The organism is Ignatzschineria larvae DSM 13226 (genome assembly GCF_038500265.1).
Taxonomy (GTDB): Bacteria; Pseudomonadota; Gammaproteobacteria; order Cardiobacteriales; family Wohlfahrtiimonadaceae; genus Ignatzschineria; species Ignatzschineria larvae.
The window spans coordinates 431,930-452,595 of sequence record NZ_CP150637.1 but is presented as its reverse complement, the minus strand read 5'-3'; the positions used below and the strand labels follow the sequence as shown (position 1 = coordinate 452,595).

At 41.0% G+C, this 20,666-nt stretch carries 17 protein-coding genes and 2 tRNA genes; 5 read left to right on the top strand and 14 right to left on the bottom strand.

Annotated features, from left to right (window positions below; genetic code table 11):
- Positions 1 to 56: 56 nt before the first annotated feature.
- The 9 genes from ftsA to mutM form a co-directional block, all read right to left on the bottom strand.
- Positions 57 to 1,307, bottom strand: coding sequence for a cell division protein FtsA (gene ftsA / locus WMO13_RS01980; RefSeq protein ID WP_026879659.1), 1,251 nt, complete (start codon positions 1,305 to 1,307; stop codon positions 57 to 59).
- A gap of 71 nt (positions 1,308 to 1,378) precedes the next feature.
- A complete protein-coding gene (locus WMO13_RS01975) occupies positions 1,379 to 2,182 on the bottom strand; it encodes a cell division protein FtsQ/DivIB (RefSeq protein ID WP_156923327.1) in 804 nt (267 codons plus the stop codon).
- A gap of 115 nt (positions 2,183 to 2,297) precedes the next feature.
- On the bottom strand, positions 2,298 to 3,257 hold the full coding sequence (locus WMO13_RS01970) for a D-alanine--D-alanine ligase (protein WP_051396350.1): 960 nt from the start codon (positions 3,255 to 3,257) through the stop codon (positions 2,298 to 2,300).
- A gap of 11 nt (positions 3,258 to 3,268) precedes the next feature.
- Positions 3,269 to 4,687 carry a UDP-N-acetylmuramate--L-alanine ligase gene (murC, locus tag WMO13_RS01965; RefSeq protein ID WP_026879656.1) on the bottom strand — a complete coding sequence of 473 codons (1,419 nt, stop codon included), beginning with the start codon at positions 4,685 to 4,687 and terminating at the stop codon, positions 3,269 to 3,271.
- Complete coding sequence (gene murG, locus WMO13_RS01960; protein WP_051396349.1) at positions 4,684 to 5,784, bottom strand: undecaprenyldiphospho-muramoylpentapeptide beta-N-acetylglucosaminyltransferase; 1,101 nt, start codon at positions 5,782 to 5,784, stop codon at positions 4,684 to 4,686. The genes murC and murG overlap by 4 nt, the downstream gene beginning before the upstream one ends.
- A complete protein-coding gene (gene ftsW / locus WMO13_RS01955; protein WP_026879654.1) occupies positions 5,781 to 6,986 on the bottom strand; it encodes a putative lipid II flippase FtsW in 1,206 nt (401 codons plus the stop codon). The genes murG and ftsW overlap by 4 nt, the downstream gene beginning before the upstream one ends.
- A 155-nt stretch (positions 6,987 to 7,141) precedes the next feature.
- Positions 7,142 to 8,548: a UDP-N-acetylmuramoyl-L-alanine--D-glutamate ligase gene (gene murD, locus WMO13_RS01950; RefSeq protein ID WP_026879653.1), complete on the bottom strand. Its 1,407-nt coding sequence runs from the start codon at positions 8,546 to 8,548 to the stop codon at positions 7,142 to 7,144.
- A gap of 156 nt (positions 8,549 to 8,704) precedes the next feature.
- On the bottom strand, positions 8,705 to 9,040 hold the full coding sequence (gene hpf, locus WMO13_RS01945; protein ID WP_026879652.1) for a ribosome hibernation-promoting factor, HPF/YfiA family: 336 nt from the start codon (positions 9,038 to 9,040) through the stop codon (positions 8,705 to 8,707).
- Positions 9,041 to 9,329: 289 nt separating this feature from the next.
- Positions 9,330 to 10,145 carry a bifunctional DNA-formamidopyrimidine glycosylase/DNA-(apurinic or apyrimidinic site) lyase gene (mutM, locus tag WMO13_RS01940; RefSeq protein WP_026879651.1) on the bottom strand — a complete coding sequence of 272 codons (816 nt, stop codon included), beginning with the start codon at positions 10,143 to 10,145 and terminating at the stop codon, positions 9,330 to 9,332.
- A 115-nt stretch (positions 10,146 to 10,260) separates the two neighbouring features.
- Here mutM and WMO13_RS01935 point away from each other — a divergent pair, with 115 nt between their 5' ends.
- The gene (locus WMO13_RS01935) at positions 10,261 to 10,614 is read left to right on the top strand and encodes a DUF2069 domain-containing protein (RefSeq protein WP_026879650.1); all 354 of its coding nucleotides are present in this window, start codon (positions 10,261 to 10,263) and stop codon (positions 10,612 to 10,614) included.
- A 123-nt stretch (positions 10,615 to 10,737) separates the two neighbouring features.
- On the opposite strand, the gene lnt is transcribed toward WMO13_RS01935, so the two are convergent.
- Both lnt and WMO13_RS01925 read right to left on the bottom strand, forming a co-directional pair.
- Positions 10,738 to 12,396 carry an apolipoprotein N-acyltransferase gene (lnt, locus tag WMO13_RS01930; protein ID WP_084331548.1) on the bottom strand — a complete coding sequence of 553 codons (1,659 nt, stop codon included), beginning with the start codon at positions 12,394 to 12,396 and terminating at the stop codon, positions 10,738 to 10,740.
- Positions 12,393 to 13,580, bottom strand: a complete 1,188-nt coding sequence (locus tag WMO13_RS01925) for a serine hydrolase (protein ID WP_051396347.1) — start codon at positions 13,578 to 13,580, stop codon at positions 12,393 to 12,395. The genes lnt and WMO13_RS01925 overlap by 4 nt, the downstream gene beginning before the upstream one ends.
- A 136-nt stretch (positions 13,581 to 13,716) precedes the next feature.
- Here WMO13_RS01925 and WMO13_RS01920 point away from each other — a divergent pair.
- The 3 genes from WMO13_RS01920 (at position 13,717) to WMO13_RS01910 (ending at position 14,577) form a co-directional block, all read left to right on the top strand.
- Positions 13,717 to 13,792, top strand: a tRNA-Phe gene (locus tag WMO13_RS01920).
- Positions 13,793 to 14,050: 258 nt separating this feature from the next.
- Positions 14,051 to 14,126, top strand: a tRNA-Phe gene (locus WMO13_RS01915).
- 307 nt (positions 14,127 to 14,433) lie between these two features.
- Positions 14,434 to 14,577 carry a hypothetical protein gene (locus WMO13_RS01910; protein ID WP_156923325.1) on the top strand — a complete coding sequence of 48 codons (144 nt, stop codon included), beginning with the start codon at positions 14,434 to 14,436 and terminating at the stop codon, positions 14,575 to 14,577.
- Between the two features lie 327 nt (positions 14,578 to 14,904).
- On the opposite strand, the gene WMO13_RS01905 is transcribed toward WMO13_RS01910, so the two are convergent.
- The 3 genes from WMO13_RS01905 to thrC all read right to left on the bottom strand — a co-directional run bounded on the left by WMO13_RS01905 (position 14,905) and on the right by thrC (position 18,343).
- On the bottom strand, positions 14,905 to 15,504 hold the full coding sequence (locus tag WMO13_RS01905) for a DUF2058 family protein (protein WP_026879648.1): 600 nt from the start codon (positions 15,502 to 15,504) through the stop codon (positions 14,905 to 14,907).
- A gap of 184 nt (positions 15,505 to 15,688) precedes the next feature.
- Positions 15,689 to 16,924, bottom strand: a complete 1,236-nt coding sequence (serA, locus tag WMO13_RS01900) for a phosphoglycerate dehydrogenase (RefSeq protein ID WP_026879647.1) — start codon at positions 16,922 to 16,924, stop codon at positions 15,689 to 15,691.
- Positions 16,925 to 16,939: 15 nt separating this feature from the next.
- On the bottom strand, positions 16,940 to 18,343 hold the full coding sequence (thrC, locus tag WMO13_RS01895) for a threonine synthase (protein WP_026879646.1): 1,404 nt from the start codon (positions 18,341 to 18,343) through the stop codon (positions 16,940 to 16,942).
- A gap of 437 nt (positions 18,344 to 18,780) precedes the next feature.
- On the opposite strand from thrC, the gene WMO13_RS01890 reads away from it, so the two are divergent.
- Positions 18,781 to 20,592, top strand: coding sequence for an aminopeptidase P family protein (locus WMO13_RS01890; protein WP_026879645.1), 1,812 nt, complete (start codon positions 18,781 to 18,783; stop codon positions 20,590 to 20,592).
- Positions 20,593 to 20,666: the final 74 nt, after the last annotated feature.

Sequence of the window (20,666 nt, the reverse complement as noted above, 5' to 3'; positions counted from 1 at the left end):
TTATTAATCCTCAATTCTATTCGTATTCTTTAATGTAATGTTTTGCTAGAAATACCTTATAAATAACTACGACATATTCCAGCGATTTTCCTATATATATTACTAAAGATGTTACCACTTGGCATCGTTTTTTGTAACTCTTTTTGCCAAATATTCTCATATTTGTAAGATGCAAGAAGTCCTACAACAGCCGCATGTTCTGGCGTTAAAGGTTCTGAGCTTTTGTAACTCACATTAATTGGCAGACCGATTCTACAAGGTTTATCCAAGACATCCCTTGCTAACTCAACACACCCCTCCATCTGACTAGCACCGCCCGTTAAGACTACACCTGCGTCGTGCAGCTGATAATACCCTGCTTCTTCTATCTTCTCTCGTACAAATTCCAAAATTTCACGATAACGAGCATCAATAATAAATGAGAGTTCACGCGTAGACATTTTGCGATTTTCATTCTGATTTGTAATAACAGGAAGCGTGAACATTTCATCGTAGCTTGCATACCCCATACAAGAACCATGTTCAATTTTAATACTCTCAGCCACTTGCGTTGAAAAACGCTTCACTTTAGCGATATCAGCAGTTACATCATCTCCTCCTAGAGGAATAGATTCATGAAATACGACAACACCATTTTGATAAACCACTACATCTGTCACTCCAGCGCCCATATCTATCAGCGTCACTCCCCTTTGACATTCATCCTCTGTCAAAACACTCACCGCAGAAGAGAGTCCTTCATAAATCATATTATCAATATTCACATTACTTGCAGCAATGCAATTACGGATATTCGTAATCTCGTTAGTTGCGGCAGTGACAAGATGCGCAATAAGGGTAAAACGCACGCCAGATAGACCTATTGCATTCTCAACAGGCTCCCCTCCATCAACGACATACATTTGTGGCAAAACATGTAATACACTCTCACCAGGATCAAGTTTTAACTGACCTGCTTCAATTAAAATACGCTCATAATCTCTCTCAGTAAACCGCTCTCGATCTTTTGAAAGCGTGATCACTCCAGTATTTTTCCGACTTCTAATATGAGAACCACTAATAGAGGTAGAGACCGATAGAACATTCACAGTCAAATCACGTTCAAACTCTGCAATAATATCTTTAACAATTCGTGTAATAGGATCAATGTTGTTGATAATACCCCTTTTAATGCCACGAGAGGGGCGAGAAATTATCTTCACAATCTCGATAATTCCATCTTCTCGCACTTTCGCCATCATACCAACGACTTTGTGCGTTCCGATATCGATACATACACCTACGGATTGTACTGAAAGTTCTGTCATACTCTGCACCTATTGATCGTTTTTATTATTTATTGCTATTAGTGGTAATACACTGCTCATGATAGCTTAACTTATTGCTTCCATTTTACCGAAAATCCATTTTTATAACGAAAATCAATGTGCGATATTGCATCTAAAACATTTTGATCTGGTAATTGGCGTAAAAAACGAGCTAATCGTTCATCTAATGCTTCCGTTCCCATAATAAGCAACAAATTGCCATCTAGCAAGATGCTCCAAGATTCTTGTTCATCTAAAATAATCTCTTTCACCTTAAAACCATGAGCAGCTAATTGCGGTACAATCTTCTGATAAACCTGCAAGATCTCTTTAGCATTCTCATCAGATCCCGTTAGATAGACCCAGTCATATTCGGGAATATCACTTGGCGAAAAAATCTCCCCTTCGCTATTGAGCATCTCACTATTATTCCAGATAGCCACAGGTTTCTGTTCTGTTAGATAGACCTCTAATTCATGAAACCATTGTCGTTTTAAATCTACTGATTTTACCCAAGGTTCACTCAAGATCTGGTTTTGATATTCATTAATATTTAAGCCCACTAAATTTTGTCCAACCGCATCTTTGACCAGTTCATTCACTCGATCATGAGACAAATAATGAATATCGCCATAAACCATAACTTTATCAATGGTGAACAATACGGTACTTCTCTTCAAATATTGCCATCCATAGTAAGGACCCGTTACGATCAAAATCAGTAGCGCTACTAAAATAAATCCTCGAATAATTCGGAAAAACACTTCCCAAAACCGCTTCCAGCTAAACTCTTTCCGTGGTACCACGCCTTGTTGATAGCGTCGTGATTTTCCTTTTACTCGTTGATTTGATGAATATAACAATAACTGTTTCAAAGTAAATAATAACCCATCAATATACCCATATTTATAGTACGAAAAACTTATGATATTACCGGTCCTACTACCCGTCCCTACTAAAATAAGTTTCTCATGTTTTTATACCGCTCTTCTATACCGGAAATGTCTCTTCTAAAATAAGCCAACAGAGCTTTTCAAAGGAGATGCCGGCCTCTTTTGCTGCCATAGGCACTAAAGAATGACTTGTCATACCAGGTACTGTATTGATCTCTAATAACCAAGGATTATTCTCCTGATCAACCACGAGATCAATTCTCCCCCACCCACGCGCACCTAATGCTTTAAATGCAGCTTCGCACAGGGATCTAAAACGTGTTTCATCTTCATCAGGCAATCCCGCAGGACAGTAATAACGTGTATCATCGCGCAGATATTTCGCCTCATAATCGTAGAAAGCGAGATCCGTCTCCATACGAATCAAGGGAAGCGCTGTTCCATTTAATAGACCGCAAGTATACTCTCCCTTACCTACAATCCAGTTTTCAGCAAATACCGCTGAATTAAACCCCCCGGCTGCCTGCCAAGCACTCACTAAATCCTCAACACGATCAACTCGACTCACACCAATACTTGAGCCCTCTTCAGCGGGTTTAACGGCTAACGGATAAGTCAACTCGTCTTTTAATCGCTCAACAGTCTCAAGATCTTCCAACAGATAAGACTCTAAAACAGGAAGGTTTAACGCTTTCCAAATTTGCTTCGTTTTTAGCTTATCCATACCAACGCTAGAGGCTAAAACACCACTACCGGTATAAGGAATCTGTAGATACTCAAGCGCACCTTGTAACACCCCATCTTCTCCACCTCGCCCATGAAGCACGATAAAAACGCGATCAAATTGTGCTTCTTTTAAATAACTCAAAAGCTCAACAGATTGCGTATCGACACCATATGCATCAATACCTTGAGCTTGAAGCGCCTTTAATACAGCTTCTCCCGACCAGAGAGAGACTTCTCGCTCTGAAGAATTCCCACCATAGATCACCGCTACTTTACCAAAAAGCGCTGGATCTTCAATACGTTTTACTAAACTATGATATTTATTATTCATATAGTTCCACTCTAAAGAGCGCCCCCTTTATAAAAGTTTGCAGCAATGCCGCCAATATTGCCAGCGCCCATCATCACAATCAGATCCCCTTCTTGTGCGATAGTGGCATATTGATCTCGAATATTATCAATGCTGCCCACAAACAATGTTTGATTCCCACCTTTAGTCGCCACATCTTTTGCTAATTGTTCGCCACTAATACCTGCTATCGGTGTTTCCCGTACGCCATAGATATCTGTAACTAAAACCGTATTAATCGTTGATAAGACCTCTACAAATTCATCATAGAGTTCTGCTGTACGAGAATGGCGATGTGGCTGGAACGCAACAACAATCCGCTTCTCCGGATAAGCCGTAGTCAACGCTTCATATACTGCTCGAATTTCGGTTGGATGATGACCATAATCTTCCATCACCTCCACATTGCCACCTGCTTTAAGTGGAACTGAAGGGTGGAACTGAAAACGCCGACCAATCCCTTTAAAACGGCGAAGTGCGCGGCGAATAGCGGGATGTGGCACCCCTAAATCATTGGCAATAGCAATCGCAGCAATACTATTTAACACACTATATTTACCAGGAAGCGCCACCGTAAATTCACTTGTACCATTAGGCATCTTAAGCTCAAAGCAGGTTTGCATGCCTTTCGATTCATAGCGCAATAGTTGATAATCAGCGCCTTCTGCTTCACCATAAGTAATGATCGGGCGATGAATCCGCGGCACTAAATTCGCCACTTCTTCATTATCGATACAGAGTACTGCTAAACCATAAAATGGCAGTAAGTGTAAGAATTCAATAAAAGTCTTTCGCAAATTCTCAATATCACCACCATAGGTACTCATATGATCTTGATCGATATTGGTAATAATCGCTGACATCGGATGAAGATGCAAGAATGAAGCATCTGACTCATCTGCTTCAGCTACAAGATATTGCCCTAACCCTAAACGTGCGTTTACATTTGAGCTATTTAAACGACCACCAATTACATAAGTAGGATCAAGCCCTGCTTCATCTAAGATCGAGGCAAGAAGGCTTGTTGTCGTTGTTTTACCATGTGTTCCGGCAACAGCGATCCCATAGCGAAAACGCATTAACTCTCCGAGCATTTGAGCGCGTTGAATAATAGGAATACGTGCTTCTTTCGCACTAATGACTTCAGGATTATCCTCTTTAACTGCTGTGGATACCACAACAACATCGGCACCTAAAGCGTGCGCCTTATCATGCCCTATCCAAACGAGTGCACCCAAATCGATAAGATGTTCAACAACCGGTGAACCGGCGATATCTGAACCGGTTACTTCATACCCAAGATTGAGGAGTACTTCTGCAATCCCACACATTCCTGATCCACCGATTCCCACAAAATGGATTCGCTCAACGCGGCGCATATCGGTAGGACAAATATAACTTTTATGATTCATGACGCTATAACCTTTTGAATTTCTGAAACAATCTTCTTAGTTGCTTCAGGTTTTGCTAAAATTTCTGTTTTACTCGCCATCTCTGAGGCTTTTTCACGAGTAAATGATGTTAAAAGTTGCTCTAATACTGACACATTCATCTCTGATTCGGAATAGAGAAAAGCGCCTCCAATATCCGCAACGGCCTGTGCATTTTTAGTTTGATGATCATCTACAGCCTTTGCAAAAGGGATAAAACAGCTAGCGACATGCACTGCTAAAATTTCAGAGACAGTCAATGCGCCCGCTCGACAAATCACGAGATCAGCCCAACTATAAGCTTCATCCATATTTTCAATAAAGGGGGTTAAACGATAATTCTCGCGATTGAAACAATCATCTTCTTTATGCGCTTCATAGAATGCTGAGCCTGTTTGATGCCAAATTTCAAACTGATCTGAAAGTTCTTCTTCTGCAAACTGTTGCATCAATTGATTTAAAATACGTGCCCCTTGTGACCCACCAAAAACTAAAATGCGTAAAGGCTCGTTTCCCCTTGATTCATAACGCTCACGATAATCCGGCAATGCTAAAAGAGAGGCTCTGATAGGGTTACCCACCACTAATGCATTCGGCAATTTTTGATTAAAGGCAGCAAGATTACGCTGACTTAATCGAGAGAGTAGACGATTCACTAATCCCGGCTCGGCATTTTGCTCATGAATTACTAACGGAATCCTCAATAATCTTGCAGCGATACCGCCTGGTGCTGCTGCAAAACCGCCGAATCCGACAACACAAACAGGATTAATCTCTTTAAGGAAACCTTTTGCTTCACGCACCGCTTTTAAAAGAATAAAAGGCGCTTTTAACCATCCGGCAATACCATTCCCTCGTAGCCCTTTAATGCTGAGTGAGTGTAAGGGTAATCCATGTTGAGGGACAAGACGCGTTTCTAAACCATTTGCCCCTAGCCAATAGATATTGTATCCCGCTTGCTTCAAATCTTCAGCAACAGCTAAACCAGGGAAGATATGCCCCCCTGTTCCACCGGCCATAATGACAATATTACCTTTCGTCGCATCTAGTTGTAGTGGATCTCGCTCTATTACATTCATTTCAGACCTACTTTAATATTCGATTCAGTAAGCGCTTGCTCTGCTTTTCTCGCTTGTTTTTTCTGGTAGTCTACTAATTCTTCAGTTTGCACAAAGCGATCGACCTTAAACAATACACTCAACGCGATCAACATCATGACAATACTGGATCCTCCGTAACTAATAAGTGGGAGAGTTAATCCTTTAGTCGGCAATAAGCCTGAAGCTACACACATATGAATCAACGCTTGCGTACCAAACCAGAAACCAATGCCATAAGAGATATAAGCCGCAAAATATCGTTTAAGTTCTTCTGCCCTGCGTCCTATATCAAAAGTCCGATAGACAAAAGCAAGATAGAGGAACACAAGGATCACAACGCCAAAAAAACCAAATTCTTCAGCATAAATGGAAAATATAAAATCCGTGTGGGCCTCAGGGAGATAACCTAGTTTTGACATACTCTCTCCAATACCGACACCAGAGAGCTTGCCTCGACCAATGGCAATAAGTGAATTAGCCAACTGATAACCTTGATTATAAGGATCATCCCAGGGATTCATAAAACCTGATAAGCGCGCTCGGCGATAAGGGGATGTCAAAACAACAAATGCCATCACACCTAAAGTTGGCACTAAAACACATAAGAATTGCCAGATACTCACGCCCGCAATAAAGAGTAGTCCTAAACCAATCACAAAGATGATCACAGTTGAACCAAAATCAGGTTCTAATAGCAGCAAAATACCGAGAAACCCCATCACCACAAGCGGAATAATCAGTGCAGTAGCCCTCACATCAATCGTCTCCTTATGCCGATGAAGATAGGAGGCAATATACATCACAATAGAGAACTTAGCGACCTCGGCAGGCTGAAAGTTAAAAACCGAAATAGGAATCCAACGCAATGCGCCATTCACCTCTCGTCCAATTCCGGGAATCAGCACCAATATTAAACAAATAATAGTAATGATCATTAAAATGGGTGTTAATCGATACCAAAGAACCAAATCTACCTTAATATAGATAAAGCCCCCCACAATAATCCCTATCGCAATATACATTAATTGGCGTATACCATAATGATATGGCGATAAACCGTAATACTCAGCAATATAACCTGATGCGGTTGTCACCATCATCAGTCCAATCAGCAAGAAGATAACCGTCGTTACTAATAACCACGGATCGGTATGAATTTTTGAAGGTAATGCGTTTTTCAAAGTACACCTAAATTTTAGTCAATATGGTTGAAATTGTAACATACTCTTACTAGTGAGATCATAATGCCACCTCTATTTTTGAGCTAGTTGTTAAAAAAGGTATTTTACACAAATCATCTCAAAATCCCCTATCAGTACCTTTATTTCAAGGCTATCTATAATGTCTGAATTAATGTCTCAAACACTTCACCGCGATGTTCAAATCCTCTGAATTGATCGAAGCTAGCACAGGCCGGTGAGAATAAGACAATATCACCTACAGCCGCCTCTTGCCGAATATCCTTGACTGCTTGCGTTAATGTATCGCTCTTAAAACAGAGAATACTCTTTGGAATATGGGGCAAAATCGTAGAATAATCCGCACCAATCAATGCAACACCTGCCACATTATGCGTTAATAATGTTTCTAAGATCGAGAAATCTTGACCTTTCGTGACGCCTCCTAAAATAACCCACTTACGCTCCGGAAATCCTAAAATCGCAGCTTCCGTAGAAGAGATATTCGTCGCCTTTGAATCATTGTAATAAGTCACACCATCAAGGGTACGCACTTTAACAGTTCTATGAGCAAGCGGTTGATAGTTTGTAATTCCTGTCTCAATGGCTTTGAGAGACGCACCAAAAATCTCAGCCGCTCCGGTCGCCGCAATCATATTGAGGACATTATGTAAACCGCCTAAATGGCTCCCCCGGAAACTCACTCGCTCCCCTTCTCTGCTAATAATCATTTTCGATTCTAAATCTGCCCAATAATCGACTTGCTCATTATCATTATCGCTTGCCGATCTATCTGTCAGCGCAAAGCGATAGATTGAATCTTTGCCTAATTCAAACTGATAACGATGATCTGCCATTCCTGCCATAAGATCCGCTTCGATAGCGGTACTTCCGGCAGGGATCATAATATTATTTGACTGGGCAAAGAGTCTAAACTTAGAGGTAATATAGTGCTCATAATCACGATAGCGGTCGAGATGATCCGGCGATAGATTGAGCAATACGCCCACATCGGCTTTAAGACTCGTTGTGGTTTCCAACTGAAAACTCGATAACTCTAAGATAAAGAGGGGTTCCCGTAGATCTGTTTGATCTCGAGATTGATACTTAAGCCAAAGCTCTAGTGCCGGAAGCCCGAGATTCCCACCCACATAGAGATCATAACCCGTTTCAGCAAAGATAGCGCCTAACAGCGTGGTCACCGTACTCTTTCCATTCGTGCCGGTAATGGCAATGATATTCTCTTCTACTAAGCGGGCGAATAACTCTATATCGCCCCCAATATGCGATTGTGGCAAACGCACTAAGGTTGATTGTAGCTCAGGAGTTGCTAGTGCAACGCCGGGGCTTAACCAGAGATAATCACATTGATCTAATAATGCCGTTGAAAAACCACCGACAGCAGTCTCCTCACACAATGGTGCAATTTCAGCATAATTAGGCGGGTTCTCCCGAGAATCAAGTGCCCAAATATGTTTTACATTTAAGACTTTTAGGGCTTTAACGATAGAGAGGCCGGTGATACCAAATCCGACCACAAGATGTTTCGCATCTGCAGGGAACATAATGCATCCTTTGTTGATTAATCGAGAGAAAGATAGCCGTATGATACGCTGAAATAGTTCAAGACAAAAGAGAAACCCCGCATAAAAATACGGGGCTTCCTGCACTATTCTATTTAGGTATATTTTCTAAACTATGTAATCACGACTGAGATCGTCTTATACTTCTTCCTCTTCTTGACGAATCTCTTGTCCTTGCTTACGCTCAGCGGTCATTGCTTTCTCTTTCTGTTTGAGCAGTTGACGCTCAATTTTACCGGCTAGTTCATCAATTGATTGATACATATCTTCACTAATTGCCTCGGCATGTAAATCTTTACCCTTCGCAATATTCAGTGTAATTTCGGCAGCTTGTTGTTTATCTTTAATGCTCAAAACGACGTGTGCGCCGGTAATATGATCACTAAAACGTTCAAGTTTTGAAAACTTCTCATCTACTCGTGCACGAAGTCCATCCGTTAACTCTAAACCATGACCTGTTAAATTAACATTCATACAAACTCTCCTTCATTTCATTATCAATTGTTATATCAAGAGCTTCAAAGCGATCAACGATTATTCATTCTTAATGATTAATTAATGCTTTCAAAGGCTTTTAGGCCTATTCATCAATTGAACAATCTTGATCTACCTTTACTTCACCCTATCACTTTTTCTCGGGAAGTGATAGCCCTATTCAGCGCTAAATCGTTTTTCCTTTTGATCTTATGCCAAAAATTGTCTATAAAAATAACAAGCATTCCTTCGATGTTATAACCCCTCTATCTTTAAATAGCGAGGTAGATTATTTCTGACATTGAGGGCAGAAATAGGTGGCTCGATTGCCAAGCACGATTCGCTCAATAGGCGTTTGGCAAAGTGCACAAGGTTGCCCTTTTTGCCCATATACTAATAACTCTTGGGCAAAATAGCCCGGATGACCATCCGGCGTTGTGAAATCTTTCAGGGTCGTTCCTCCTTGAGTAATCGCCCGAGTTAATACCGCTTTAATCGCCGACACTAAACGTTTAACTTCCTCTCTATTCAAATTATTCGCCGGACGCTCAGGATGAATACCCGCCATAAAGAGAGATTCATTCGCATAAATATTCCCGGCACCCACGACAAAAGCTTGATCCATTACTACAGATTTAATCGGCCTTGTTCGACCGTTTAATTTAGCAAAGAGATAATCTGCAGAAAAAGTATCACTCAATGGTTCGGGGGCTAACTTTTCTAAGAAAGGGATCGTTGCCTCTCGATCGTAGAGCAGAATAAAACCAAACCGCCGAGGATCGTGATACACCATCAACCGATCGTTATCCATCTGCATAATAAAATGATCGTGCTTTTGCCACTCAAGATCACTCTCATTCTCAACAATGCGAATCGCGCCAGACATTCCAAGATGAATCAAAATTTTATGCTTCTCGGTATAGAGAATGAGATATTTCGCCCGCCGTTCAATTGCCATAATCTCCGCGCCATAGAGGGATTCTATCGCTTTAGGAATAGGATACCGCAAACGATCATTGCGAATCTCTATCGCGCCAATTTTTGCCCCTACTAGATGCGGGGAAATACCGGCTCGGACGGTTTCAACTTCAGGTAATTCTGGCATACTTTGCTCTCTCTTCGTTCAATGATAAGATAGCGCCTTATCACTCCATATTTCTATTAGACATACAAAAGCGAATATCACACGTTGTTAAACGCTTAAGGATTAGATGACTATAATGCGCCCAATTGTTCCTATTTCAAGAATTTCCACCTTAGTGGCTTACTTCGGCCTCTTCTTTTTTACGATTTACTGCATTGTGAGTAACCGAATCTATCCAGATCAGCCTCGGATTTTCTTGATTATTGGACTACTGATGCCTCTTGTATTCCCGGCAAGAGGGTTATTACGCGCTCGTCGCTTTACCCACGCTTGGACAAGCTTCCTCTCGCTCTTCTACCTTGTCGCTGCAACTGATATTTGGGTTTCAGGTCATCCGGCCATTGGTAGCATCTACTTTCTCTTAACGGTTATTCTCTTTATCAGCTGCATTCTCTATGCGAGATATTCACCCCTTCCTTTTCGAGAGTAGGTTCGCACGATATCCACTACCGACGCGCCGGCATTTGAGTAATACTTATTTTAAACTGATCTTACTAACCATAGTTTCCGTTATTGATCTTATAGTTAACTACCATCAGTGAGTTGCCGGCGATTAGTTTCTAGCGATTAATTTCCGGCAATAAGAGCGCCCTATCAACATCGTAAGACTTAAGAGCAGTAGAAAACTGACACTCCAAAATAGATCCCCAAAACATGCATAAGCAGTCATTCCGCGTATCGGCGTTACGGCGACTTCTAATGTACCCTCTTGAAATTGCGGTAACATCGCTTTCACTTGCCCATTAGAGCTAATCCAAGCGGTAATCCCATTATTAGTAGAACGCACCATCTCTTTCTGTAACTCAATCGCCCGAGCGCGAGTAATTTGAAAATGTTGCCAAGGACCAATGGAATCCCCAAACCAAGCATCGTTACTGACATTGATTAAGAAATCCGACTCTCGCCCCATTAAACGCGCCTCATCTCCAAAAACTGCTTCATAACAGATCGAACTCCCTCCTTGGAAGCGGCCTTGTGCCGTCATAAACGAGAGCGGTTTTTGCATCATCGTTCCTTCCGACAGATCCGCGAAAGGAATTTCAATCATATTGCCAAAGAGACTTAATAGTGAACGAAAAGGAATATATTCGCCAAAAGGGACTAAATGCACTTTATGATAGAGCTGATCACTACTGCTATCTGCACCATAAGCCACTATAGAGTTGCGAATTTGAGCCCCTTCCGTTGAGAAAACCCCTGTGACAATCGTACTCCCTGACTCTGCAGAGAGATCTCGCAATACCGTCGATAACGAAAAATCATCTTCATAAATTCCCGGGATCGCCGTTTCTGGCCAAATGATTAAATCAACTTTCGGTGCGACTTTTTCTGTTAGTTGGTAATAACGCCGAATAATCGCTTGATATTGCGCTTGGCTAAATTTCATCTCTTGCGGAATATTACCCTGCACCAAGGCAACCTGAATCTTTTCATTCCCTCGTTCAATCGGCGTTGAAATAGTAGAGAGGATCACCATCAATAAGGCAACGATCACGCCACCCATAATACTTGGGAAAAGATAGAGCAGAAACTGTTTCCCCCATAAAGCCCGCAATAATAAGAAGAGCAATCCGGCAATCCAGTAAACCCAAAAGCTTGCCATCAGCGCCCCCATTTGTGGGAAGAGCCACGTTGCAACGGGAAGATCAGTAAAACTATAGCCTAAGGCTAACCAAGGAAATCCGGAAAAGAGGTTACTACGTAGATACTCTAATAACACACCGACAAGCGGGAAAATAAGACCATATTGTATGGCAAATGCGATTAACGAGCTTCTTGAATATTTCTCTGGTTTTGAAGTGCTCAGCGTCGATTCTTGAGTTTTAGAAACAACTTGTAACCACTTGCCTAATCGCTTTGTGATATAGAGTAACAAACTATAATAGAGCGCGAGATAGAGTGCCAGCAGTAGTGCCACAAACGATCCAAGCGCTAAGGGTGCTCCTCCAAATTGCACTAGACTAATTCGCACCCAGAAAATTCCCCAAGCAAAAAAGCCAAAGCCAAATAAGAGCCCCAATAGTGCGCTAAAACGGGGGGGTTGAGACACTGTTAATTGTAAAAGTGCCACTAATGCTAGAGGCACAATAAGCGACAACGAAAAAGGTGCAAATCCCAATGGCATTAAAGCGCCCAACAGAAGCGCAATCATTATTATAAATCCCTTTTTGACACTCATCCTGTTACCCTCTTTCAAAGCGTTATCCTTCATTTTCCCATCCCTGCTAAGTCTTGGTAGATTGCTTGAATCATATTCAAATATCGTCCTGCCGGCAATCGATCTCCATAAAAGAGATGTTGATTTTCAGCCGGGTTAATCACCGGTGTATTTTTACGATTGGTTAAATAGATCATCGTTAATGCAATTTTCGGATCTCGCATCACAAGGCATCCTGTCCAACCAGTGTGCCCAAAGGATTGTAAAGACGCTTCATCTCCAAACATATAACACATATCCGGCCCATTTAAACGCCAACCTAAGCCAAAGGTCGGATCAGAAAATGGCGGCGTTAAAAATCGATTAATTGTCACTTCATTAAAATAGTCATTGGGCTGATACATCAAACGAAATAGTGACAAAAGTGTTCTCGCATTAGCAAATAACCCAGCGTGTCCTGAAATGCCATCCATACAGTGATAAGCTTTCTCATCCTGCACTTCCCCTTGAATCATCTCTGTTCTGATATTCGGGAAACTAATCAAACCATCGCGCGTATTGCCATATCTTTCGGTAGCAGCTAGGGTATTGAACGATCGCCCAGAGTCTAATGGCTTGTAGAGAATATCGCAAAGCTCTAGAGGCTCCCAAAAAATCTCTGATAATTGATGTTCAATAGATTTCTCGGCATAGCGCTCTAAAATAAAGGTTAAGAGCATAAAATCCACATCAGAATAGAGCCCTTGAGCGCCAGGCGGATGAATTAACGGTGCTTGTAACAATGAGGTTAAAAAACTCGTCCTATTTTGGCAATAGAGCTTTAGATCATACTTAGGATCATAAAAGAGCGGATTTGGCTCAAAGCCGGCGTGATGCGATAAGAACATTTCAATCGTGATATTGGCAATAGACTTATTTGATGAAATACTAAGCATATCCGGCCAAAAATCGACAATTCGTTGTGTGAGAAGTTTGGGATCTCGCTTCGCATAATATTGAAAAAGATAGGTTGTGGCGAAAATTTTAGTAAGAGAAGCAATATCAAAGAGTGTCTTTTCTGTTACCGGCGCACCTCGCGCTACCTGTAATTGATCATCAACCACTTGGCATTGAGTTAAGGCTTGACTACCAAAATTGCGCTCATAGATTACCTCACCCGATAATTCGAGCAGTAATTGCCCGCCGGGAAAACCACGAGATAGAGATTCTTCAATATTTTCAGTGATATGCCGCCACATTACCGTCTCACTTTTATAATCACAAACCTTTATTTTACCCTGTTATATCAATAGCCCTTTGCTATTGCGCAATAATACAGCAACATTACATCTTGACGAAGTCGGGATAATACTGTTTAATAGCTTTCATCAGCACGGCTTGATAGCTCAGTCGGTAGAGCAGCGGATTGAAAATCCGCGTGTCGGCAGTTCGATTCTGCCTCGAGCCACCATATTAAGAAACCTAATAACAAAACGTTATTAGGTTTTTTTGTTTTCCCCCTTCGTCTGACTTTCTTCCTGATTTGTTCAACTACTCTAAACGCTATTTTTTTGCACCAAAGCGCGCTATATAAAAGCGAATTTAGGAGATATCAATCAATAAAATCCATGCACTCATTTCGATCAAAATTTTCTCATTCTGATGAAAAGATCAATTTCTCCTTGACGAAGTGCTCATTATCCTGTTTAATACCTATCTTACTTCTTACGGCTCGATAGCTCAGTCGGTAGAGCAGCGGATTGAAAATCCGCGTGTCGGCAGTTCGATTCTGCCTCGAGCCACCATATCAAAAGACCTAATAACCCAATGTTGTTAGGTCTTTTTTTGTCTCTTTATAACCGATTCACTATCAAAATTTGATACGTGTCAAACTCCCCGCAGAGTTCTGCCATTTCGCTAGATTCCCCTTTGATTTTATGGAATAGTAAGGCTATCTAAATTCTGTAAAATATTTGTTTATCAATTCAACTATTTTCAATGTTAAGCAATAACAGAACAAATAATAAAATGAATCATAAAAATAATATTCAATGAGTGATTTCAACCTAAGTAACATCTATTTAACATAGCGATATTATGAGGTAGTAATTTATGACAGCACTTTTTGGGGCAGATCCCTATTTCATCTTCATCATCGGTTTTGGTATCGTCTTTATGATTGCAATGCTCTCTTTTCTCGGTTACTTCTTTGCAAAGAAGATCAAAGAGGAACAGAAGCAGCAATCTAAAAAATAGTAGGCTCTCACTACCTGTTTACATATAGTGAAATCGGTTCAAAATAAGCTTATTTAAATGCCGGCGCCTCAGTTGTAATAAGCAAGGAAGCTGTTCTATCCGGCATCTTGCAAGTGTTGGTGAGTCAGGTTTTATCTTCTTTTAAAATCCCACATTAGCGGCTTAAAAACTACTTTTTTAAACCCAATTTACTATAAAAAACACTCTTAAAACAACAAAAAGCGCCAAAATGGCGCTTTTTGTCATTAGAAAGAATAGACTGTAGAAATTTATCCTTTTTTAAATGATCGGTTCTATCCTACAGACTTGACTTCATAAGCGTTATCACTACTCACCACTATGTTTCGGGTCTTTCTTCAATGATTCCTCATAAGCATCCCAAGCGGCCCACTCGGCCTCTTCATCTCCTTGCGTCATCGCTTCAGAGAGATAGTAGAAGATCTTCTCTCCAAGCTTCTCTTCTAGATGATGAATACGATCTTTAAAGCTAACTGGCAAGATAGGATAATCAAAACCATCTCGGTCATTACGACAGATCATCAACTTTCCATCACTCAAATCTTTATGCTGTTTATCAGTCACAAATACCGAGCGAATCTTCTTCCCATCGTGGGTAAAGTTAAAGCGCACATCCCCTTTCTCTTTATTGACTCGTTCCCGGTCGATCAGATCGCGCATTTCACTGCGAGCACGATTCTTCTCCTGTGCCGCTTGAATTGCTTGACTTTTTTCACGATCCATTGCTTTTTTCGCTTCATCAAAGGCTTTAAGTTCCGCCGCCTTTTGTGCTTTTTCAGCCTCAAGCTCTGCCTTTAGCTTCTTATCACGATGTGCTTGAAACTTCCGTTTAGATCCCTCATTCTCCACTGCCTTAGCTTTCTCTTTAGAAACTATTCCAGCTTTCACTAATTGATCTCTTAATGACATGGTAATCTCTCTCTCTGAGTTTGAATCGGTAAAATATCCCTTACAAAGGATTATCGTTATGATGTGTACAATCAATATTAGATATAAATATAAATATAAAAAATGGACTTATGCCATCGCTATAAGCCCATTATATTTATATATTCGTAATAACCAATAAAAATTTACAAATTTAATGATGATCCTAATATAAAATCCGGCATTTTAAGGTACCTTTGATCTCTTTCATACCTGTTTGTAATTTCTGCGCATTTGCAGCATCTCCCGATACATCTAATACGACATACCCCACTTCCCCGAGTGTTTGTAGATACTGCGCATTGATATTAAGATCTAAACTCGCCACAAGATCATTCACCGCGCGTAAAATACCCGGTGTATTTTCGTGAATATGTAAAATACGATGACTACCCGGTTGTTTGGGCAACATTACTTCAGGGAAATTCACCGCTGAAACAGTTGATCCATTATCAGAATAAAGCACTAATTTAGAAGCCACTTCAATCCCAATATTTTGTTGTGCTTCTAGCGTTGAGCCACCAATATGAGGGGTTAAAATCACATTTTGCAAATCCCGTAGGGGCGTTTGAAACTCTTCACTATTAGATTTTGGCTCTACAGGGAATACATCAATTGCTGCCCCTAAAATATGTTCAGCCTTGATACTATCCGCCAACGCGTCAAGATCTACAATCGTACCACGCGCCGCATTAATGAGCACAGAACCTTGCTTCATCTTTTCGATACGTGCACGATTCATCATATTTTTAGTCGTATCATCTTCCGGAACGTGAAGTGTTATCACGTCAGCCACCGATAATAATTCTTCAAGTGTCTCTACTTGTTGAGCATTGCCTAAAGAGAGTTTTGACTCGATATCATAAAATAGCACTTGCATACCAAGGCTCTCGGCAATAATCCCAACCTGCGTCCCAATATGACCATAGCCCACGATGCCTAAAGTCTTCCCACGCACTTCATAAGAACCTTTAGCCGACTTATCCCATCCACCTTGGTGGCAAATATAATTTTTATAAGGAATACCGCGCTTAAGCATAATCATCTCCGCAATGACAAGCTCAGCAACAGAACGCGTATTAGAGTAAGGCGCATTAAAAACAGGGATTGCCAAATGTTTCGCAGCTTCTAAATCCACCTGATTCGTACCAATGCAGAAGCAACCAATTGACATTAAACGGGGCGCTTTTTGTAATACTTCCGCGGTCAATTGTGTACGAGAACGAATACCGATAATATGCGCATCTTCGATCGCTTCAATGAGTGCATCTCCCTCTAGTGCCGTAGAGTGAATCTCAAGATTGCTATATCCTGCACGTTTGAAATAGTCAATCGCATCTTGATGAATTCCCTCTAAGAGTAGCACTTTCATCTCATCTTTCGGAAATGATGTTTTTTTCATGATATTTTATATTCCTTAGTCTAAAACGGCTTCAATAAATTGACGTAGAAGCGTGACATTATTAGCCATCACCTCTTTTTTCTGTGGCAACGCTTCAATTCTCGTCACCTCAGTCAAATCAAACGGCGCGTCCTTCACCGCTTGCTTAATCGTTTCATAGAATTTAATCGGTTTTGCAGTCTCAAGACAGAGCTGAATATGTTGATCTAAATAATGACTTCCCACAAAAACGCCATCGGCAGTGTGAGGATCGATTAATTCACCTGAGTTTTCAAATACTGCTTGAATCGTCTTAATACGATCTGCGTGAGAACTTGAACCCGATTCAATATTCCACATGGCTCGCTCTGCCCATAGCGGATCTTTCGATAGATCAAAGAATCCTTTCTCCTCAATCTCTTGCCATAGCGCTTTAGTCTTGTCGCTTCCGGCTAAGAGATAGATGAAACGCTCAAAATTACTCGCTTTAGCAATATCCATTGAGGGACTTGAGGTTAAATGCACCTCTTTCGAAGCTCGCGGTTGATAGATACCTGTTTTAAAGAACTGATCTAAAACATTATTCTCATTCGTTGCCAAAATTAATTTATGAATTGGCAAGCCCATTTTACGTGCCATTATGCCGGCAAAGATATTACCAAAGTTTCCGGACGGAACAACCACATCGATTTTTTCATCATTACTTTTCGTGGCCATAAAATAACCTCTAAAGTAATAGATAATCTGCGCTAAGATCCGCGCAAAGTTGATTGAGTTCACCGCACCTAAATGATGTTTCTCTTTGAACGCAATATCATTATTGAGTGCTTTTACAAGATCTTGGCAATCATCAAAAACGCCTTCTATAGCGATATTATGAATATTCTCATCTTGTACTGAATACATCTGCGCCGTTTGGAAAGCACTCATTCGATTATAAGGACTTAACATCACCACATTAATGCGAGGCTTGCCTTTCATTGCGTGAATCGCACTCGAGCCTGTATCCCCTGATGTAGCACCCACAATATTTAAAGTTTTATTCTGTTTTTCTAAAATATAGGGGAATAATTGCCCTAAAAACTGCATTGCCATATCTTTAAAGGCAAAAGTAGGACCTTCTGATAACCCTAAAATTGTCACATTGTTAGCAATGTTACGGGTAGTAATAATCGACTCTACTGCGAAATTCTCGCCATTATAAGCTCGATCCATCATTTTTTTGAGATCTTCCCTAGGAATATCGGTCGCATAGAGTGAAGCGATTTCTACCGCTAAATCACTATAGCGCTCTATTTTTCGCCATTGATCTAATGTTTCACGTGGAATCTGTGGAATCGACTCCGGCATAGCCAAACCGCCATCTCGGCATAGACCTTCTAATACAACATCACAAAAAGATTTGGGCGCATCGCCCCCGCGTGTACTGATATATTTCATTCGTTCGCCTGTTTTAATATCATCAATAAGGAATCAATATCGTTTTACTTATGATCTCGTTTATTACATCTTGTGTATTACATCTCATTCATTACATCTTATTCATTAGCTTAGCTATTATCATTTTTGATATCCGCTTTTTAAGCTCGCTTTTCATCATACCGAAAGCAGAAATTTTTTGCTGTGAGATTTCCATTTCTCACCCTCTCTATTTGTAAACTATTTCAGACCCTTTTAAAACCTTCTCCCCCCCCCTTTTCTTTTCATTTATGTCATCAGAATCCCTCCATTTGCCATTACAGTGAGTCACTTAACATTCCCTATCTCCCGATAACTCCTTCTGCCGAGCTTGCTAGAAAGTGATACACTAAATAACAATTTACAGCGTGATTGCAATGAATGATTGCAATAAACAGAATCAGAAAAGGAATATCGCTATGAGCAATAAAACCATCCAAACGCGCCTCAGCGCTCTTCAAAAACAGATGCAAAAAGAGAGAGTCGATGCGTGGCTTATTTTAAGTGCCGATCCTCATCTTTCTGAATATCTCCCTGATCATTGGAAACTGCGGGAATATTTCTCAGGATTTACTGGTTCAGCGGGTTCTCTTCTTGTATTGCGCGATAAAGCTTATCTCTGGGCAGATAGTCGTTATTGGGTACAAGCAGAGAAAGAGCTTGTCGGCACCGGTATTACACTGATGAAATTAGGCGAAGCGAATACGCCCTCTTATACGGCCCTGCTACAAGAGATTTTGCCTGAAGAGAGCCGGGTTGCCGTTTTAGGCGATACAATCTCCATTGAGAAGTTTGTAGATCTATTTGAATCGCTTGCAGAAAGTGGCATTGAACTCACTACGGAATTTGACCCCTTTTCTAAAATTATGCCGGATCGTGCAGAATTACCTTGCGAACCGCTCTACCTCCACGATCCACAATTTGTTTCGGAATCGGCCAGCGCTAAAATTCAAAAAATTCGCGCCGTAATGAGTCACTATGGCACCGATGTTCACCTTGTTTCAACCCTTGATGATATTGCGTGGATTACGAATCTACGAGGACAGGATGTCACTTATAATCCTGTTTTCTTAGCATTTCTAATGATCACCCAATCTTCGGTAACGCTCTTTATTGATGAGCGCAAAATCACCTCTGAAGTGAAAAAATATCTCGGTGAACATAAAATCACCGTCTTCCCATACGATGTCTATTATGAAGAAGTAATGAATATCCCTACGGATAAAGTCATCATGCTCGATGAAAAACGCAATACTTATGCAACCCTCGAAGCGCTCGATGAAGAGATTGAGATTCACTATCTCACTAATCCAAGTACACTGCTCAAAGCACAGAAAAGCGATGCCAATATTGCCAATATTGAAAAGGCAATGCGAGAAGACGGCATTGCAATGGCACACTTCTACAGCGCCTTTGAAGCACGCTTAGCCCAAGGGGAAACGCTCACAGAATTAGATGTGGCTGATCTTCTTGCCGAAGAGCGCGCTAAACGTCCGCACTTTGTCGATTTAAGCTTTGATACCATTGCCGGATTTAATGCCAATGGTGCACTTCCCCACTATCGAGCCACAGAAGAGAATCACGCAACCTTAGAGGGGAATGGCTTACTTCTCATCGATTCTGGTGCCCAATATCAAAATGGTACAACCGATATCACTCGAGTCATCCCCATTGGTACAGCTACAGATGCCCAAAAACGGGACTTTACTCGGGTCTTAAAATCACTGATTGTAATGAGTGAAACGGTCTTCCCTGAAAATATCCCAATGCCCTATCTCGATGCCATTGCCCGCCGGCCATTGTGGGAAAATCATCTCGACTATGGTCACGGCACAGGCCACGGGGTCGGATACTTTATGAATGTTCACGAAGGCCCACAGGTACTCTCTTTTAGAGCGCCCGTAACAGCTGAAATGAGTGTTAAAAAAGGAATGATTACCTCCATTGAACCCGGCCTCTATCGAGAAAATGAGTGGGGGATTCGTATCGAAAACTTAGTCGTCGCTTTACCGGTTGAAAAGCAACAAGAGACAAACTTCGGACGTTACTTCTACTTTAAAACCCTAACATTCTTCCCAATTGATACACGCTTAATTGACCGTTCATTATTAGAGGCAAAAGAGATCGAGTGGCTCAATCGTTATCACAAGGAAGTCTATCAAAAACTCAGCACCGGCATTAAAGATGACTCTGTACTTGCTTGGTTAAAAGAGAGAACAGCAGAGATCTGATAGATTCAGCAGATAATCGTATTACTACTTGAACTTATTAGATAAGTTTTAGATCTAGTATCCATAAACAACCC

Bases quoted from the DNA above. Each gene is read 5' to 3' on its own strand.
- mutM (WP_026879651.1), bottom strand. From the start codon at position 10,145: ATGCCAGAATTACCTGAAGTTGAAACCGTCCGAGCCGGTATTTCCCCG.
- murG (WP_051396349.1), bottom strand. From the start codon at position 5,784: ATGAATGTAATAGAGCGAGATCCACTACAACTAGATGCGACGAAAGGT.
- lnt (WP_084331548.1), bottom strand. From the start codon at position 12,396: ATGAAGGATAACGCTTTGAAAGAGGGTAACAGGATGAGTGTCAAAAAG.
- hpf (WP_026879652.1), bottom strand. From the start codon at position 9,040: ATGAATGTTAATTTAACAGGTCATGGTTTAGAGTTAACGGATGGACTT.
- murD (WP_026879653.1), bottom strand. From the start codon at position 8,548: ATGTTCCCTGCAGATGCGAAACATCTTGTGGTCGGATTTGGTATCACC.
- WMO13_RS01935 (WP_026879650.1), top strand. From the start codon at position 10,261: ATGCGCCCAATTGTTCCTATTTCAAGAATTTCCACCTTAGTGGCTTAC.
- WMO13_RS01910 (WP_156923325.1), top strand. From the start codon at position 14,434: ATGACAGCACTTTTTGGGGCAGATCCCTATTTCATCTTCATCATCGGT.
- serA (WP_026879647.1), bottom strand. From the start codon at position 16,924: ATGAAAAAAACATCATTTCCGAAAGATGAGATGAAAGTGCTACTCTTA.
- WMO13_RS01905 (WP_026879648.1), bottom strand. From the start codon at position 15,504: ATGTCATTAAGAGATCAATTAGTGAAAGCTGGAATAGTTTCTAAAGAG.
- WMO13_RS01890 (WP_026879645.1), top strand. From the start codon at position 18,781: ATGAGCAATAAAACCATCCAAACGCGCCTCAGCGCTCTTCAAAAACAG.
- ftsA (WP_026879659.1), bottom strand. From the start codon at position 1,307: ATGACAGAACTTTCAGTACAATCCGTAGGTGTATGTATCGATATCGGA.
- WMO13_RS01925 (WP_051396347.1), bottom strand. From the start codon at position 13,580: ATGTGGCGGCATATCACTGAAAATATTGAAGAATCTCTATCTCGTGGT.
- thrC (WP_026879646.1), bottom strand. From the start codon at position 18,343: ATGAAATATATCAGTACACGCGGGGGCGATGCGCCCAAATCTTTTTGT.
- WMO13_RS01970 (WP_051396350.1), bottom strand. From the start codon at position 3,257: ATGAATAATAAATATCATAGTTTAGTAAAACGTATTGAAGATCCAGCG.
- murC (WP_026879656.1), bottom strand. From the start codon at position 4,687: ATGAATCATAAAAGTTATATTTGTCCTACCGATATGCGCCGCGTTGAG.